Genomic DNA, 16,606 nt, shown 5'->3' with positions numbered 1-16,606 from the left:
CCCTGTTCAGACGGCCCCTCTTAAATGTGGAACGTAAACAACTGCAATGTTACCATACCTTCTTTTTGAAATCAGGAGACAACATGGACATCCGCTATCTTGGCACAAGCAAACGCTATTCGGAAGCCGTCGTAGCCAACGGCTTGGTTTTCCTATCCGGCATGGTTCCCGAAAATCCTGAAGCCGATGCCAAAGCGCAAACTGAAAATGTTTTGGCACAAATCGATTCATGGCTCGCCCAATGCCAATCCGACAAGGCCCATATTTTAGAAGCTACCATCTATCTGCCCGATATGAACGACTACGCCGCCATGAACGAAGCCTGGGACGCATGGACAGCCCCCGAGCGCGCTCCGGCCCGCGCCTGCGTGGAAGCAAAACTGGCCTCACCCGACTGGAAGATTGAAATCAAAATTACCGCCCTTCAAATCAAATAAAGCACAAATATCAGGCCCTCTGAAAATGCCGCATTGACCAAACAAGCTCAGTTTTTCAGACGGCCTTTATTCTTTTGCGGTACAATACCGCCCTTAAATTTTTCTATTATTTCAAAGCACAAACAGCCATGTCCAAAAAAACCAAGCAAGAATTAGAAAACAACAAACTCAGCAAACGCCTGCGCCATGCCGTCGGCGATGCCATTAACGATTTCAACATGATCGAGCCGGGCGACAAAATCATGGTCTGCCTCTCCGGCGGCAAAGACAGCTACGCCCTGTTAGACATTCTGCGCCAGCTTCAAGCCAGCGCGCCGATTGATTTCGAGCTGATTGCCGTCAATCTCGACCAAAAGCAGCCGGGTTTCCCCGAAGAAGTATTGCCGACCTATCTCGAAAGCATCGGCGTTCCCTACAAAATCGTTGAAGAAGACACCTACTCCACCGTCAAACGCGTGTTGGACGAAGGCAAAACGACTTGTTCGCTGTGCAGCCGCCTGCGCCGCGGCATCCTCTATCGCACTGCAAAAGAATTGGGCTGCACCAAAATCGCCTTGGGACACCACCGCGATGACATCCTTGCCACCATGTTTCTGAATATGTTCTACGGCGGCAAACTCAAAGCCATGCCGCCCAAACTGGTCAGCGACAACGGCGAACACATCGTCATCCGTCCTCTCGCATATGTCAAAGAGAAGGACTTGATCAAATATGCCGAGCTGAAACAATTCCCAATTATTCCATGCAACCTCTGCGGCTCTCAGCCCAACCTGCAACGCCAAGTCATCGGCGACATGCTGCGCGATTGGGACAAACGCTTCCCCGGCCGTATCGAATCGATGTTCTCCGCGCTGCAAAACGTTGTTCCATCACATTTGGCCGATACCGAGCTCTTCGACTTTGTCGGCTTGGAACGCGGTCAAAACCTGAAACATGGTGGCGACTTGGCGTTTGACAGTGAAAAAATGCCGGAACGTTTCTCCGACGGCAGCGAAGAAGACGAAAGCGAAATCAAAATCGAGCCGCAAAAAGCCGAACGCAAAGTCATCAATATTCTGGCAAATAAACCTAAAACCTGCGGTTTATAATTCCATTTAATTTTCAGACGGCCTTTCGGTAGCTATTTACCGAAAGGCCGTCTGAATATTCATATTTGAAATTTTTCTATTCTTTTTTATCTATTCTTTCCCTGACAAACCGTGCAGCAGCAATCCCAATACGTCTTGCGGCAGCTTTTGCGGCGCGGCGGCATAAAGCGCGGCCAGTTGCGGATGGCGCATCAATATATCCGCCTGTCGGATGAACAGGTCGATGAGTTCCACCGGCAAATCGGGCTGGATCAGGCGGCGTTGTTGCAGGGTGTGGAAGAATCCGCGCATAAAGGCGTATTTTTCTTCGTTCAATTCGTGGAAAAACCGCTCCAGCTCCAAATCGGTGTTCTCTTCAATGTCGCGCAGGAAGGCGGCGGAATAAAGTTCTTCAAACGATTGTTTTTGCAGGGCAAACACAGCCTCGGCGGCTTCGCGCAGGCTGCATTGCCGTGCAAGCAGATTTTCAAATTCGGCACGGACGCGGTTTTTCTGCTCGGTAACAATTTTCTGCAAGAGTGCGTTTTTACCGCTGTAATATTTGTAAAAGGTAACGCGGCTGACGGCGGCCTCGGTACATATGCTGCCTACGGATACGGCGGAAAAGCCGTGTTCGCGGAACAGGCGGCGGGCGGTGTCGATGATGGTTTGTTGTTTGCTGGCAGTCATGACGGTAGTAAGGTTTTGATTTTGTTCATAAAGGAGGTTCATTAAAGTTATCCGCAAGTCGGATACCCATCATATAGTGGATTAACTTTAAACCAGTACGGCGTTGCCTCGCCTTAGCTCAAAGAGAACGATTCTCTAAGGTGATGAAGCACCAAGTGAATCGGTTCCGTACTATCTGTACTGTCTGCGGCTTCGTCGCCTTGTCCTGATTTTTGTTAATCCACTATATTTCCCCACGGCTGCAATGGCAATACGGCGGGGTTTCAGACGGCCTCTTTCCTTGTCCCTCCGCTCCGCCCTACGGATGAGGGCTGTCGGATGCTTGGCAGGCCAAATTCATGAAGATTACAGAATCTTCCTCCTCCAACCTTCTCCTGCCGAATAGGAGAGGGATTTTTTTAGACGATTCACAAGATAAGAGGGGAAGTAAAGTGAATGATAAACACTTGCATTCCTGTTTCTTATTTCTTATACTTTACATTAATAGTTTGTTTTATGTAAATGTGTAAACACAAATATTTGCATACTGACGGAACAATTGGATTGCCTGATGTTCAATCTGCCCCGACGTATGCCGTCTGAAAGGATAAGGAAATGCAGAAACCTACCCTCCGCCGCCTGCCGCTACTGCTTGCCGCCGCCTTTGCTTCCGAATGGATTTATGCCGCCGATGCGGCGCAAGACGCGGAACAAGTGCAGTTGGAAGAAGTCGTCGTCACCGGCGAACGTGCCAACCGCAGCGGCTTTGAAACCGCCACGTCCAACCGCGTTTTCACCACGCCCAACATCGACCGCAGCGGCCACAACCTTTCCGCAACCGACCTACTCAAACAGACCGTGAACACAGTGGACTTGGGCAGCGGAAACGATTTGCCGACCGTGCGCGGCGTGGACGGCTCCGGCCCCGCCGTCGGCGCGGTGGCGTTTTTCGCGGGCACACGGCCGCGCCTGAACCTGTCCATAGACGGCCGCTCTGCCACTTACAACGAATACGCCTTCGGCACGCAGTCGCTGTGGGACATGCAGCAGGTGGAAGTCTTGCGCGGACCGCAAAGCCATGTGCGCGGGCAGAACGCGGTGGCGGGCGCAGTGGTGATGCGCTCCAAAGACCCGACCGACGAATGGGAAGGCACGCTGCGCTTGGGTTTGGGCAACCAGAAAACGCGTAATGTCGCCGGCGTAGTGTCCGGCCCGATTGTGAAAAACAACCTTGCTTTCCGCCTGAGCGCGGAGCGGCAGCAGCGCGAAAGTTACGAGCCATTCGTGTCCTACGAGCCGACCGGCAACCCGCGCCGCGTGGAAAACACCAACGTGCGCTTCAAACTCCTGCTCACGCCCGAAAACCACCCCGATTTTTACAGCCGTCTGACGCTGAACCACATCCGTTCGCGCGCGCCGCAAAACGAAATCATGGGCAACACCGCCAGCCGCCGTTTTTTAAAAGAAAAGCCCGTGTTCGTAACCGGCTCGACATCGGGCATCTGGGACGTATCGTGGCAGCTTAACGACTATCTGAAACTGGAAAACAAACTGGTTTACGGCCGCTACCACAACGAGCGGCTGCACCTGCCGATGACCGTCAGCCCGCAAGGTGTGCCTGCAGAACTCAAAGGCCGCGAACTGCAATGGGAGCCGGTATTGCATTTTTCAAACAAAGGCCGTCTGAAAGGCCTTGCCGGACTGCACTACTTCCGCAGCAAACAAGACGAATGGGTAGATATCCGCAGCGTCGGCGGCCGCAACACCTTTGACGACCGCAACAGCGTGCGCGCCCTGTTTGCCGAAACCACATACAGCCCCAGCGAAAAATGGGACATCACGGCCGCCGCCCGCATTGAAAAAGAAACGCACAAACGAAGCGGCGGCAGCGGCGCGCTGCACCTTGATTTAGACAAAGGCCAGACCGTCTTCCTGCCCAAAATCGACATCGCCTTCAAACCTACCGACCAATGGGTCAGCGGCATCAAAGCCGCGCGCGGCTACAACCCCGGCGGCGCGGGCATCACCTTCGGCCGCCCCGTCGTAACCTACACTTATGAACCCGAATATGTGAACAACTACGAGTGATACACCCGCTGGCGCAGCGCAGACCGCCGCCTGCAACTCTCCGGCAACCTGTTCCTGAACCACTACCGCGACATGCAGCTCCCCTTCTATCTCGGCACCAACTCCGTCGTCATCCGCAACGCCAAAAAAGTCCATACCTACGGCGCGGAACTCGCCGCCGACTGGCAGGCGACCGACAGCCTGAAACTCACCACCGGACTGGGGCTGCTCAACACCAAAATCAAAAGCTATCCCGACAGCGGCATCGAAGGCAACAAACTCGGCCGCGCGCCCAAATACACCGCCAACATCGGCGTGAAATACCTGAACGACGAAGGCTGGGAAGCCGGCGGCGACGTGCGCTTCTACGGCGGCTACTACTCCGCCGCCGACAATGCCGAATCAGGCAAAATCGGCGCATACAACCAAGTCAACCTCTACACCGCATACAACTTCAAACAAGGCCGCGTCTCGCTCTACGCCGACAACGTGTTCAACCGCCGCCGACCCATATTCATTTCCAGCGCCGACCGCCAAGACGCACTCTACCAACGCCCCAGAAGCGTAGGTTTGAGCGCGGAATGGAAGTTTTAGACGAGGCTGAAATGATGGAGGCCGTCTGAAAAAACATAGGTCGGACATTTATGCCCGACCTACCATTTATTCCGCTAAAACACCCAAAGGAATCCCATGCACTACTTCACCCACGCCAAAACCCTGCCCGAAGGCACCATCTACCTGACCGACCTGACCCACGTCGCCGACTTCGCCGACTGGCTGGCCGAATTCAAAATCCTGTTAAGCCAAAACCGCCGCTTCGCCACCGTCTGCACCCCGATGCGGCGGCAGGTGAGCGACGAACAGCGCATTGCCGACCGCAAAACCTACATCGAATGGATAAAGGCACACCGGCCGCAACTGTCCGAACGCTGCGCCGCCATGCTCCTTATCGAACCCGACGCGGCGCAACTGGCGTTCTTCCGCGAACAATCCTCCAAACTCGGCCCTGCATTGGGCGTGAACTACATCGTCGAAGCAGATGAAACAACCGCCCTGCTTCGCGCAGAAGAAGCATTGAAGGCCGTCTGAAAAGATACTAAACCTATTTAAATACAAATCAAGTATTGCCACCCAATATGTTCAGACGGCCTTGTCCCTTTATTCGCCTCATCTTCAAAAGAATCATGTGATGTCCGACAATCAGATTTCCCCAAACTCACGCGACTGGCTGATGCTTATCGGCGGCAGCACCTACAAATTCACGCTAACCGGTTTTTACCTGGTCGCGCTGGTCGCCATTTTGAAAAACCACGGTTACAGCCTGAACCAACTAAGCTGGATTCATTTAATCGGCAGTATCGAAGCGGCGAAGGTGTTGTTTGCCGCGCTAATGGAACGGCGGCCGGCGGGGCGGTTCGGGCGGTTTCGCGGCTGGCTGCTGGCGGCGACGCTAGGGCTTTCGGCAGTGTTCGGGCTGATGGCCTGCACCGACATCACGCAGAACTTCCCGCTACTTCTGGCCTGCTGTGTTTTGCTCTCGGCCATGTCGGCAGTGTACGGCTGCGCGATGCTGGGTTTGTCGTGTATTGTCCTGCCTCACCGCGAACGCGGTTTCGGCGGCGTGATTCAAACGATGGCGGCGCGCGGCGGCAAGATGATCGGCGGCGCGCTGGTGTTGTGGCTGTATCAGGAATACGGACAGACGGCGGCGGCCGGCTTTATGCTGGCGTTCAGCCTGCTGATGCTGCTGCAACTCTTGTACTACCGCGAGCCGGAAAGCCCGACCGCGCAAGGCAGTTGGACGGCGTTGGCGGCGCGGCTGGTTTCTTTTTGGCAGCAACCTGAAACGGGCTGGCGGTGGCTGGTTTTGCTGTTTGCCGTTGCCGCACCGTATGCGTTTATGGCGGCAACTTTTGTACCCAAACTGGCGGATTTGGGCTTTACTCCGAAACAGACGGGCGGGATTCTGGCGGTAGGTATTCCTGTTGCCTGCCTGATTGTGACGCCGCTGTCGGGCTGGTTTTCGCGCAATTATCCGCGCCGCAAACTCGTGTTCCTGCTCTACGCGCTGCAACTGCCGCTTTTGGCATCTATGAACGCTATCGACGCGCTCGCCCGCGTCCACCCTTGGCTGCCGCCCGCTCAAATCATCGCCCTGAGCCTGAGCTACACGCTGCTGCTGCCGGTGATACTAGCGTTGGTGATGGACAAGTCCGACCGCGCCACCGCCGCACTCGACAGCAGCCTGCAATTTTCCGTCGTCCTGCTCGGCAGTTACGTGGCCGGTTTCGCTGCCCTGCGGCTGGCAAAGGCTATTGGTTATACAGATGCGTATTGGGTTGCAGTGTACTTGGCCGTATTGGTAGGACTGCTTTTATATTTGAATAGAAATTTATTCAATTATTCGGATCGTGATGCACAATAATTCGCTTAGATATTTATCCATCGATTTTAATTGAGCGCGCCTCCGGATAATTTTTCATTTTATTGCACAATCTCTCATGAAAATATAACAAAACGTGCCCATAATACTGCCGTTATTACACTCTTACATTCAAAAGGAACCTCATGACTGCTGTTCTCATCGTTCTCGGCTTGATTGCTATTGTTGTCGGCATCTTAGGCACTATTTATCCCGCCCTGCCTGGATTGGGTTTGATGTTTGGTGGCGCATGGTTGTTGGGTTATGCCGGCGATTATCAAGTGTTTGGCTCGGGCACGCTGACCTTTTTGGCCATCGTTGCCGTATTTGGTACTGCGATGGACTATGTGGCAGGGGCATTGGGTGCAAAATATACCGGCGCAAGTAAAACTGCGGTTTGGGGCGCGTTTATCGGCGGCATCGTCGGCGCATTCTTCTCTATTCCCGGTCTGTTGCTCGGCCCGTTGGCAGGTGCGGCCATCGGCGAATTTATCGCACGCAAAGACACTTGGCAGGCAGGTAAAGTCGGTATCGGTACGTTTATCGGTTTTATCATCGGTACCGTGGCCAAAATCGGCTGCGCCTTGACCATTGCAATGACCATCCTGTTTGTTTGGTTGGCCTCGTTGTTCTAAGACAAAACATTAAAGGCCGTCTGAATTTCAAGCATTCAGACGGCCTTTTCATTTCATTGTTTATTTGCCGCAGCAAGCTTTGTATTTTCTACCACTGCCACACGGACAAGGATCGTTGCGACCCACTTTTTCGCCTTCGCGGCGGACGGTTTGCGGTTTATTGATGATGGCCTGCCAGTACCAGTAAATATCCAACAGGACATGCGGCAAATCAGATTCCAGCTGGGTCAGCTCTTTTTCATTCAGATGCAAGATGACTTCGCCGTTTTCCTCATCGTCATAAATACCGCCCAAAGCCATAATCGGATAGAACAAATCTTCAAACTCTTCCTGATCGACTGCTTCAAACCAATCGGTAGGCACAATATCCAGTGCATAAAGATAGGCGTTACACCATGTGTAGAAATCCGGATTACCGGCTTCGTCTTCATAAAACCACAAATCCGGCAGGATTTTCTCATTGAGCTTCATGCGCATATCGGCGGCCATTGCCATCACCAAACGCTCGATTTCGGTACGCTCTTTGGCATCAAACAAAGATTCTTCACCCAAAATTTCAGGCAGCCAGTTGGTCGGATTCAAAGCATCCGGACCGCTCAATAAAGCCATCATAAAACCTTGAACTTCATCACAACGCATAGTGTTGTGTGCTTCGGATTTGGCATCCAGCAATTCCATCAATCGGCTGCGTGCCGCTTCATCAAAAGTCAGTATTTGCATTTTCGTTCCTTAAAATAAAATCATATTATGGTTTTCAGACGACCTGGGCATGGATACGCTGCCGCATTTGTTCAAACAGACAAACTGTTGCCGCCATCGCGACATTCAAGGATTCGGTTTGCCCCAACATGGGGATTTTGACACAGGCTTCAGCCTTCTCTTTTATTCGTTCACTCACGCCGCTGCCTTCGTTGCCAAACACCCAAGCGCAGGGTTGACTGAGGTTCATCTCATACAACCCGATATTGCGGCCGCCCAAAGCTGTTGCCCAAATTGGATGCTGATACGTTTCCATCCAAGCGGATAATTCCACCCGGCTGAAAATAGACAGCAAAAAATGCGCACCCATCCCCGCCCGCAACACTTTGGGCGACCAGATATCCACGGAATCATTGCTGCACACGATTTGCTTGACTCCGGCCGCCGCCGCGCTGCGCAAAATTGTGCCTGCATTGCCGGGGTCTTGTACCCGCTCTAATACCACGCAATCGCCGTCTGAAGGCAAGCCTGCCTGTTTCGGAATATCAATCCAAGTCATCACATCATCGGCATCGGTCAGACTGGTGATTTTAGACAGCGCTTCGTTACCAACCCAAGTAATCAATCCCTCGTCCAACTGCGCCGTAATTTCTTGAATTTCAGGATGTTGCTGTTTCTTTTCAGGCAGGTAAACCTGTTTGGGCGTACCGCCGCTTTGCAAATAAGTTTGCAGCAGATGTACGCCTTCCAATACGGTTTCACCGCTTTCGCGCCTTGTTTTGGCCTGCGTCAAAAGACGGAATAAATGTTTGAGCTGTTCGTTTTGAGCAGAGGTAATCAGTTTCATGGAGCGCATTATAACTGTTTTTGACTTCTTTGAAGCTATGCTTTCAGACGGCCTGACGGTTTTACTGCAAAAATAAAAACCCTTGCCATAAAGCAAGGGTTTTGCATGATTTCATTTTTTACTGCACAACAGTCTGCTGCTCATTTTTCTGCTCGGTACGGACAGTCGGACGGTTTTCAATCTTGCCGTCTTTCGCCGCATTCGGCACAACGGTTTCACCTGGTTCGGAAGCCGCTTTATCGTCAGGCGTACCGCTTACCGGAATGATATCTTGTGCAGGCTGAACATTAGACTTCTCGGCAACCGGCATAGCGTCACGAGAAGTTTGCGGCGTAAACTGCCATGCCGTCACAGCAATGGCACACACGCTGGCAGCGGCCGCAAAAAATTTAAAGAAGCCGTTATTGGCCGCTTCGCGATGAGTATATTTTTTCTGCTTGCCGGCAATCTCAGCTTGAGGCACTGTAAATGCTTTGCTTTGCATGGTTTCATCAGCCACCTTCGCAGCCGCACCCTGACGGATACAGTCGCCGATAATGTGGTACTCATGCCAAGCGCGCAATGCTTCCTCGTCTGCCAATACGGCATCCAGCATCTCATCAGTCAATGCTTCACCGTCCATCAATGCGGACACATACTCCAATGCTTTATTTGTTTTATCGTTCATTTTTATTACCACCTTTGATCTTCAGAAGTATCCAACAGCGGCCGCAAATCTTTTGCAATCAGTTCACGCGCTCTGAAAATACGCGAACGTACTGTACCTATCGGACAATCCACTACCCGAGCTATTTCTTCGTAAGACAAGCCGTCCATTTCCCTAAGCGTAATGGCTTGACGCATATCGTCTGGCAGTTGCGCAATGCTTGCTTCGACGGTCTGCAAGATTTCCCGATTCATCATCTCAGCTTCCGGCGTATGGTAATCCGCAATCTGATCAGTTAAATCAAGAACATCTCCTTCCTCATTGGCTGCTTCCGAACTGACAAAAAACTGACGACCCGAAGTAGTCAGGAAATTCTTTGCCGTATTGATACCGATACGGTACAGCCATGTATAAAATGCACTCTCACCTCGAAAATTAACCAGCGCACGATAAGCCCTAATCATTGCCTCTTGGGTTACATCGTGCACTTCATGCTCATCCTGAATAAAACGGGAAATCAGTCTGTTTAGCCGACGCTGATATTTGGACATCAGCATCTCGAATGCCTTATGGTCACCTTTCTGCGCGCGCTCCACCAAAACTTGATCTATTTGGCGATCGTTCATACTCACCCTTTAATCGTTTTACTGCTTTAAACCAAAAAATAGTAAAGCGTGCTGTGCACAATAAAGACAACACTGCTTTGAAATAGTTCCATAAGATTACATTTAATGGCAAAAGTTTATTCGTGTAGGTACTCTAATATAAGCTGTATTGCTTAATATACCTACACTTAGCACAAGTAGTTAAATTACTGATACTTACTAAATTTAGAGTTATTTACTTTACTTTTGCCATATATTCGACCAACTTTCTATGAACTGGCAGATAGCCTTGCTCTATTTGAACATCGCTTCCAACCCTAAGGTTAGCAACAGCAAGGCACTTGTTGCCCATACTTATGATAATCGGCCAATATTTACGCACGAGTGGCATGATATGACACTCCTGCAATAGTTTTTCGACTGATTTTTCCTTCTGACCGGACTGAATCACGTCGCCCTCGGATACAGTTCTAAGCACAGCCGGCTTTTCCAACTCCTCTTCCGGCAAACCGCCTTTAAACGGTAATAAAACAAAACCGTTTTCCAGCAAAATATCTTTCAGACGGCCTCGAACTTCCCAACCATTACACCAAGGCAGCTGTTGAAATTCACTTTCTTGCCAAATAAACAACTGATCCTGATAGGCGACCAATTCGCCGTTTGGCAAACTCAACTGCGCCTGTTCTGCGGTTTCCAATACTCGGGTAAAATCGACAATACTGTGATAAGAAGGCAATGATTCCGCTTGCTTTCGCAAAAAATACCAAAGCAACCGACGGCGCAAGAGTTGCGTACATTGCCGCCACAGACTGATACTGAATATTCCGTCCGGACTGATGCGCTGATATTCAGACTCAACCAATTCATCTAAAAGCTGCAAATCTTCCTGCAATAATCGGATATTGGCACAAATTTGCCGCTCAAAATTCGGAATCCGCTGCTGCCATTGCGGCAAGGTCTGATTTCTCATCCAATTGCGTAAATAGCCGGAGTCTTCGTTACTTTCGTCTTCGACAAAAGACAGCCCCCATTGTTGCGCATACCCTGCCAATTCCTGACGGGAAAATGCCAAAAGCGGCCGCCAGATTTGGATCTCTTCATTTAAATCACGCCATACCGGCATGGCCGCCATACCGCGCAATCCGCCGCCGCGTACGGCCGACAGCATAAATGTTTCAATTTGATCATTGCGATGGTGGGCCAAAACAATAATTTTCTTCAGGCCGTCTGAAAATGCCTGATATCGGGCAGCCCTGGCCGCCGCTTCCAAACCTTTTCCTTGTTTTTCCACATTGACACGGCACACCCTCAAGGCAACATCCAAACGCCGACAATAATCCTGACAAAATTTTGCCCAACTGTCGGCATTGGTGCTTAAACCATGATGAACATGGACGGCACGCAAATCAAAACGGCGAAATTCACGCATCCGGTGCAAAAGATGCAACAGGACAACGGAATCCAATCCGCCGCTCAAACCAACTTCAAAAACAGTATGGCTCGGCAAATCAAGAAAAGCTGCTTGAAAACTTTTAAATAGGGAATCAGGGGATAGTTGCGACATTTCAGACGGCCTGAAATTATGAATGACTCAAAAATAGAATACAAAAAAAGCAAGCAGCGACATCTGCTTGCTTTTTCAGCAGCCAAACTTATTTATCGGTAAATTTACCGTAAGCCATGATGCGGTCGAAACGGCGGGAAAGCAAATCAGGCATGGTCATGCTTTGCGCTTCGCTTAATTGCTGTTCCAAAACGGTTTTAACGTTTTTCATCGTGGTTTCGTAATCACGGTGTGCGCCGCCCAACGGCTCGTCAATGACTTTATCGATGAGATCCAATTCTTGCAGGCGTTTGGCGGTAATCCCCAATGCTTGCGCGGCGTCTGCTGCTTTTTCGGCAGTTTTCCAAAGAATAGAGGCGCAACCTTCGGGAGAAATCACCGAATAGGTCGAGTATTGCAGCATATTGATGTAGTCACCGACAGCTACTGCCAACGCACCGCCCGAACCGCCTTCGCCAATGATGGTGCACAATACCGGTACATGCAGGCGGGTCAGTTCGTACAAATTACGGCCGATGGCTTCAGACTGGCCGCGTTCTTCCGCGCCAATGCCCGGATACGCGCCCGGAGTATCGACAAAGGTCATGACCGGAATATTGAATTTCTCGGCAGTCTGCATCAAGCGCAACGCTTTACGGTAACCTTCGGGACGCGGCATACCGAAATTGCGGCGGATTTTTTCTTTGGTATCGCGGCCTTTCTGATGGCCAATGACCATCACGCTTTGACCGTTGAAACGTGCCAAACCGCCGATAATGGCATGATCGTCAGAATAATGACGATCGCCGTGCAACTCTTCAAAATCGGTAAAAATACCGTTGATATAGTCCAAAGTATAAGGACGTTGCGGATGGCGGGACACTTGTGAAATTTGAGCCGGAGTCAGCTTGCTGAAAATCGACTTGGTCAACTCGTTGCTTTTCTTTTGCAGTCTGGCAATCTCGTCGGAAATGTCGACGGCCGATTCATCTTGTACGAATCGCAACTCGTCGATTTTATTGGTTAATTCGGCGATGGGTTGTTCAAAGTCCAAAAAAACGGGTTTCATAAAACGAAGCTCTCGGTAATGGTTGCTGACATGATACGCTAATCAGACGTATTTGACAGCATTTCTCAAAGGGAAACTGCCATCTTTTGCAATAAAAAACTTTCAGACGGCCTTTAACAAAGAAATAGTATATCTGCACTAAACTCATGGAGTGCCGTATCTTATGATAAACTTCAATTCAGTTCAATCATTTCAAACAGGCTATGAAAAACGATCATGACAATTCGTCCATGCGCTTGGACAAATGGCTGTGGGCCGCGCGCTTTTTCAAGACCCGTGCGCTGGCACAAAAACACATTGAGCTAGGCAGGGTTTTGGTAAACGGCTCGAAGGTGAAAAACAGCAAAAATATTTCCACCGGCGACACCATCGACATGACTTTGAACTCCCTCCCCTACAAATTCAAAGTCGCCGCGCTCAATCATCAACGCCGCCCGGCACCGGAAGCGCGTTTATTGTACGAAGAAGACATGAAAACGGCTGCCGAACGCGAAGCTCAAAAACAACTCGACCAGGCCAGCCGCATCAGTGCCGCTTATCCGGACGGACGCCCGACCAAACGCGACCGCCGCCAGCTTGACCGCATGAAGCGCGATAGCTGGTAAAGCGTTTCATCCATTGTTTCAGACGGCCCTATATCCATGCCGTCTGAAAACCAAAAACAGGCAGGACATCCTGCCTGTTTTTTATTTGTGGTAATTAAAATTTATATTCTAACTGACCGCGAATAACGTTCACGTCCTGCTTATCCGTGCCAACGGTAGGCGTAACCTGTTTGCCGGCCAAATAGAAGCCTTTGAGTTTCCAGTTTTTCCAAGGAATATAGGTTGCACCGATTTGCACGCCTTGGACGTTTTTGCTGTAATCCTCAACAGAAGAGACACCGGACAACGAACCGACACGGCGGTAGTTCAAGAATACGTCGTAAGAATTACGGACGTTCCAGTCGGCCGATTTATAGCGCACTTCAGTGAACACGCCGTCATTTTTGATTTTTTGTCCGGCATCATTATAAGCTTTGATATTGGACTTGCTGACCGCGGCCATCCAACGCCAATCGTCATTAAATTTAATGTCCGTACCGATTTCTCCGAAGACCGCGTTTTTCTTCGCGCCGCGTACATCGATGTCTTTCATGTAGCTGACGGTTGCGCCGACGTTGATATTCTCATTCACAGGCAACACGCTTTGAACCGCGGCAAAATGTCTGCGGCGGCCGCCGATGCCCCATGCGTTGTCGTTCAGATTGCCTGTACGGCGGCCCGCATAGATTTTGGTCGGCAGGGTTTTATTGTCAAAGAAGATTTCACCGCCGGTAACTTCGGTATCCCACACGCGGCCGTATGAAGAGAACGCGCCAAATTTACCAACACGCGCTTTGATGTTGTTGTACACAGTCCCTTCGGCATACAGTTTATTGACCGGCACATCATGATCGCCGTTGAATTTACCGGTTTCCAAATCGATATTCGGCTCGATTTGCGCTACCAATTTCCAATCTTTGTACAGTTTTGCGCGTAACCAAAATTCCGCGTTGAAGTTGGCATTGGTGTCTTCAGGCGTCGGATTAACGCTGCTGTTGTTGGCATTGATGTCTTTGGTATCCGCACGTACGCGCAAACCACCGTTCACAGTTAACAAATCATTGAAAATGCTGATTTTATCGTCATCTTTGCGAATGATGCTGCCGGAATTGACATAATCGTTGGTGGTGGCCAAAGCCGCCGCATCACGCCCGCCATCAGCATTCTCTGCCAATGAATAAGATGATGAAGCCAATAAAATACAGGTTGCAATCAGTTTGGTTTGAAATTTCATGCCGACTCTCCAAAAGAAGGTATTGAAAGTGAAGTATTCGATAAAGCGTACAAAATCGTGGATTTTGTAAAAATTATTCATTTTGTTTACTAATTATTTTTATCGTATGTAAATTAGTGTAATCAGTCAAGCAGATTTAAACGCTTTATCCGCTTTCAGACGGCCTCTTGATTCAGGTCAAACAGAAGCCTGCATATCAGGCTGTTCAAACTGCCGTTCCAAGGCATCGGCTAATGCCGTCCTGCGTTTTTGGTGGCATCCCACAGCCTTAACCAATTCCTCTGCATTTCCCCAAAACACAAAACATTCACGCGCGCGGGTAATGGCTGTGTAAAGCAAAGCCTTATCCAACCCTCGAGCTTCCTCTTCGCCCTCCGTCGTTGCAGGCACTGACGGCGGTAAAAGCCATACTTCCCGATATTCCGAACCTTGGCTCTTGTGCACCGTCATGGCAAAAGCCGATTCAAAATCGGGCAAACGGCTGATGGCAATTTTTTTGAATCCATCTTTCTCAGGAAAATAGGCAGACAAACCATTCAACGATTCTTCATCTTTCATAATCAGCCCGATGTCGCCGTTAAACAATTCCAGCATGTAATCATTGTGGGTAATCATGATGATTTGTCCGGCAAACCAAGGCGTTTCGCCCGAAACCTTGCCTTGCCGTTGCAAATATTCTTGATAAGCCTGATTCAAATCATCCGCATCCTGCCGCCAAGCCGCCAATACCACCACATCGGCCGCATGACCGTAGGCGAGTGCAACATTATTCTCTGCCACAGCCTGCCAATAATCCTGTTGCTTTTGATACAGCAAGGCGACCTGCTCTTTCAGACGGCCTGATTTCATTTCCAACTCTTTGGGGAACTTGTCAAACTGTTCGACCGCAGTTTGCTTTTCCCCGGATACCACCGCCCTTGCCAAACAACCAATACCGCTGTCTGCGCCAAAACGGTGGCTGAACGTCAATTTAGCATTGTTTTGCGATAAAGCATGAGGCCGCTCTTTAATCTCAAAGCCATGATTGGGCAGGTACACTTCCAGCTTTTCAGCAGTTTCTTTATCCAAAGCCGTCGGACGCGACAACGCCGCCAATACGGCACCCAAGCCAACCGACGGCAACTGGTTTTCATCACCCAGCAACACCAGACGACAACCGGTCGGCACGGCGCGCAATAAATCCAACACCAGCGGCAAATCCAACATCGAAGCCTCATCCACCACCAAAACATCCAAAGCAAGCGGATGTTCATGATTGAACGCAGGGCGCATTTGCGGCGGCCGCAATTTCAACAATCGATGGACAGTTTGCCCTTCCAAGTTTTCCAAATGCACTTTAATGCTCGGAGACAAATCAAAACCGTCTAAAGCACGCTGCAAAGCCCGTGCCATATGTGCAGCCGCTTTGCCCGTCGGCGCAGCCAACGCAATACGGGGCAGCTTCGTACTGTTATTGCAAATCAGGCCCAAAAGCTTTGCGACGGTCGTGGTCTTACCCGTGCCCGGCCCGCCGGTAATCAGCATAAAGTTTTGCAGCAAGGCCAAAGCCGCAGCATCCCGTTGCTCTTTGCTGTCTTTAGGATCAAACCAATCACTCAGGCTTTTTGAAGCCGCCATGAAATTCACTTCTTCCGCCTCGGCACTTGCCAGCCGTTTGATTTCGACAGCCAAATCATGCTCCAACTGCCACATCCGCCCTAAAAACAATTTCCGGCCTTGCAGGATAAGCGGTTTATCCGCATTGCCGACTAAATTCGGCAAGTTGCTTAAGGCATCGACATCCGCTTTATCCAAATAAATAAACGAATGCCCGTTTTGCAAGGCTGCAAACAGTCGAACCACATAAGGCTCAATAATGGATGCGCCCTGTACTTCGTGGCGGCGGAAAAACGCTATGGCCGCATCTGCGGCAGAGGAAAGGATAGAGTCGGTCGGGTTCATGGCTCAGGATTGATGGATACGGAAAAAGAAAGGCCGTCTGAAAAACAGCGTTTCCATAAATGAAAGGGGCTGACGTAGATTAGCAGTTATGCTAGGCTACGAAAATGCAGATAACCAATTGTAAATTAAGCAAGAGATTTC

15 protein-coding genes and 1 pseudogene are annotated in these 16,606 nt (G+C 50.3%); 7 read left to right on the top strand and 9 right to left on the bottom strand.

Annotation, left to right across the window (positions count from 1 at the left end; all coding sequences use genetic code 11):
* The first annotated feature begins 83 nt into the window (after positions 1-83).
* The gene (locus tag ACTHRY_RS06355; protein ID WP_049323177.1) at positions 84-437 is read left to right on the top strand and encodes a RidA family protein; all 354 of its coding nucleotides are present in this window, start codon (positions 84-86) and stop codon (positions 435-437) included.
* A gap of 128 nt (positions 438-565) precedes the next feature.
* Entirely contained in the window at positions 566-1,525 is a 960-nt protein-coding gene (gene ttcA, locus ACTHRY_RS06350) for a tRNA 2-thiocytidine(32) synthetase TtcA (RefSeq protein WP_049323275.1), read from the top strand.
* 90 nt (positions 1,526-1,615) lie between these two features.
* Here the strand turns inward: ttcA and ACTHRY_RS06345 are convergent, their stop codons facing one another.
* Positions 1,616-2,236 carry a TetR/AcrR family transcriptional regulator gene (locus ACTHRY_RS06345; protein ID WP_049323176.1) on the bottom strand — a complete coding sequence of 207 codons (621 nt, stop codon included), beginning with the start codon at positions 2,234-2,236 and terminating at the stop codon, positions 1,616-1,618.
* Between the two features lie 552 nt (positions 2,237-2,788).
* Here ACTHRY_RS06345 and ACTHRY_RS06340 point away from each other — a divergent pair.
* The 4 genes and pseudogenes from ACTHRY_RS06340 to ACTHRY_RS06325 all read left to right on the top strand — a co-directional run bounded on the left by ACTHRY_RS06340 (position 2,789) and on the right by ACTHRY_RS06325 (position 7,297).
* Positions 2,789-4,834 (top strand): annotated as a pseudogene (locus ACTHRY_RS06340) (TonB-dependent receptor).
* Positions 4,835-4,930: 96 nt separating this feature from the next.
* Positions 4,931-5,329: a hypothetical protein gene (locus ACTHRY_RS06335; RefSeq protein WP_049322766.1), complete on the top strand. Its 399-nt coding sequence runs from the start codon at positions 4,931-4,933 to the stop codon at positions 5,327-5,329.
* A gap of 100 nt (positions 5,330-5,429) precedes the next feature.
* Positions 5,430-6,665 carry an MFS transporter gene (locus ACTHRY_RS06330; RefSeq protein ID WP_049322765.1) on the top strand — a complete coding sequence of 412 codons (1,236 nt, stop codon included), beginning with the start codon at positions 5,430-5,432 and terminating at the stop codon, positions 6,663-6,665.
* A gap of 143 nt (positions 6,666-6,808) precedes the next feature.
* Complete coding sequence (locus tag ACTHRY_RS06325) at positions 6,809-7,297, top strand: DUF456 domain-containing protein (protein ID WP_049322764.1); 489 nt, start codon at positions 6,809-6,811, stop codon at positions 7,295-7,297.
* Between the two features lie 60 nt (positions 7,298-7,357).
* Here ACTHRY_RS06325 and ACTHRY_RS06320 read toward each other — a convergent pair whose 3' ends face one another.
* The 6 genes from ACTHRY_RS06320 to ACTHRY_RS06295 form a co-directional block, all read right to left on the bottom strand.
* Entirely contained in the window at positions 7,358-8,017 is a 660-nt protein-coding gene (locus tag ACTHRY_RS06320; RefSeq protein ID WP_049322763.1) for a YecA family protein, read from the bottom strand.
* Between the two features lie 34 nt (positions 8,018-8,051).
* Positions 8,052-8,843 carry a TrmH family RNA methyltransferase gene (locus tag ACTHRY_RS06315; RefSeq protein WP_049322767.1) on the bottom strand — a complete coding sequence of 264 codons (792 nt, stop codon included), beginning with the start codon at positions 8,841-8,843 and terminating at the stop codon, positions 8,052-8,054.
* 118 nt (positions 8,844-8,961) lie between these two features.
* A complete protein-coding gene (locus tag ACTHRY_RS06310) occupies positions 8,962-9,510 on the bottom strand; it encodes a sigma-E factor negative regulatory protein (protein WP_003746920.1) in 549 nt (182 codons plus the stop codon).
* A gap of 5 nt (positions 9,511-9,515) precedes the next feature.
* On the bottom strand, positions 9,516-10,115 hold the full coding sequence (rpoE, locus tag ACTHRY_RS06305; protein ID WP_004519728.1) for an RNA polymerase sigma factor RpoE: 600 nt from the start codon (positions 10,113-10,115) through the stop codon (positions 9,516-9,518).
* Positions 10,116-10,329: 214 nt separating this feature from the next.
* Positions 10,330-11,658 carry a tRNA lysidine(34) synthetase TilS gene (tilS, locus tag ACTHRY_RS06300; RefSeq protein ID WP_049322762.1) on the bottom strand — a complete coding sequence of 443 codons (1,329 nt, stop codon included), beginning with the start codon at positions 11,656-11,658 and terminating at the stop codon, positions 10,330-10,332.
* A gap of 88 nt (positions 11,659-11,746) precedes the next feature.
* On the bottom strand, positions 11,747-12,706 hold the full coding sequence (locus tag ACTHRY_RS06295; protein ID WP_049322761.1) for an acetyl-CoA carboxylase carboxyltransferase subunit alpha: 960 nt from the start codon (positions 12,704-12,706) through the stop codon (positions 11,747-11,749).
* 203 nt (positions 12,707-12,909) lie between these two features.
* Between ACTHRY_RS06295 and ACTHRY_RS06290 the strand changes: the two genes are divergently transcribed.
* Positions 12,910-13,311, top strand: a complete 402-nt coding sequence (locus ACTHRY_RS06290; protein ID WP_049322760.1) for an RNA-binding S4 domain-containing protein — start codon at positions 12,910-12,912, stop codon at positions 13,309-13,311.
* A 94-nt stretch (positions 13,312-13,405) separates the two neighbouring features.
* Here the strand turns inward: ACTHRY_RS06290 and ACTHRY_RS06285 are convergent, their stop codons facing one another.
* Together ACTHRY_RS06285 and recD are read right to left on the bottom strand one after the other, a co-directional pair.
* Positions 13,406-14,605, bottom strand: coding sequence for a hypothetical protein (locus tag ACTHRY_RS06285; RefSeq protein ID WP_049322759.1), 1,200 nt, complete (start codon positions 14,603-14,605; stop codon positions 13,406-13,408).
* A 96-nt stretch (positions 14,606-14,701) separates the two neighbouring features.
* Positions 14,702-16,465 (bottom strand): exodeoxyribonuclease V subunit alpha, encoded by a 1,764-nt coding sequence (recD, locus tag ACTHRY_RS06280; RefSeq protein WP_049322758.1) that lies wholly within the window; start codon positions 16,463-16,465, stop codon positions 14,702-14,704.
* Between the last annotated feature and the right edge of the window lie 141 nt (positions 16,466-16,606).

The organism is Neisseria sp. P0004.S004 (genome assembly GCF_051963335.1).
Taxonomy (GTDB): domain Bacteria; phylum Pseudomonadota; class Gammaproteobacteria; order Burkholderiales; family Neisseriaceae; genus Neisseria.
The sequence above is the reverse complement of the archived record's forward strand: the minus strand, read 5'-3'. Positions and strand labels throughout refer to the sequence as shown.

Bases quoted from the DNA above. Each gene is read 5' to 3' on its own strand.
- ttcA (WP_049323275.1), top strand. From the start codon at position 566: ATGTCCAAAAAAACCAAGCAAGAATTAGAAAACAACAAACTCAGCAAA.
- ACTHRY_RS06290 (WP_049322760.1), top strand. From the start codon at position 12,910: ATGAAAAACGATCATGACAATTCGTCCATGCGCTTGGACAAATGGCTG.
- ACTHRY_RS06310 (WP_003746920.1), bottom strand. From the start codon at position 9,510: ATGAACGATAAAACAAATAAAGCATTGGAGTATGTGTCCGCATTGATG.
- ACTHRY_RS06330 (WP_049322765.1), top strand. From the start codon at position 5,430: ATGTCCGACAATCAGATTTCCCCAAACTCACGCGACTGGCTGATGCTT.
- ACTHRY_RS06325 (WP_049322764.1), top strand. From the start codon at position 6,809: ATGACTGCTGTTCTCATCGTTCTCGGCTTGATTGCTATTGTTGTCGGC.
- ACTHRY_RS06295 (WP_049322761.1), bottom strand. From the start codon at position 12,706: ATGAAACCCGTTTTTTTGGACTTTGAACAACCCATCGCCGAATTAACC.
- rpoE (WP_004519728.1), bottom strand. From the start codon at position 10,115: ATGAACGATCGCCAAATAGATCAAGTTTTGGTGGAGCGCGCGCAGAAA.
- recD (WP_049322758.1), bottom strand. From the start codon at position 16,465: ATGAACCCGACCGACTCTATCCTTTCCTCTGCCGCAGATGCGGCCATA.
- ACTHRY_RS06355 (WP_049323177.1), top strand. From the start codon at position 84: ATGGACATCCGCTATCTTGGCACAAGCAAACGCTATTCGGAAGCCGTC.
- ACTHRY_RS06345 (WP_049323176.1), bottom strand. From the start codon at position 2,236: ATGAACCTCCTTTATGAACAAAATCAAAACCTTACTACCGTCATGACT.
- ACTHRY_RS06315 (WP_049322767.1), bottom strand. From the start codon at position 8,843: ATGAAACTGATTACCTCTGCTCAAAACGAACAGCTCAAACATTTATTC.
- ACTHRY_RS06320 (WP_049322763.1), bottom strand. From the start codon at position 8,017: ATGCAAATACTGACTTTTGATGAAGCGGCACGCAGCCGATTGATGGAA.
- tilS (WP_049322762.1), bottom strand. From the start codon at position 11,658: ATGTCGCAACTATCCCCTGATTCCCTATTTAAAAGTTTTCAAGCAGCT.
- ACTHRY_RS06285 (WP_049322759.1), bottom strand. From the start codon at position 14,605: ATGAATAATTTTTACAAAATCCACGATTTTGTACGCTTTATCGAATAC.
- ACTHRY_RS06335 (WP_049322766.1), top strand. From the start codon at position 4,931: ATGCACTACTTCACCCACGCCAAAACCCTGCCCGAAGGCACCATCTAC.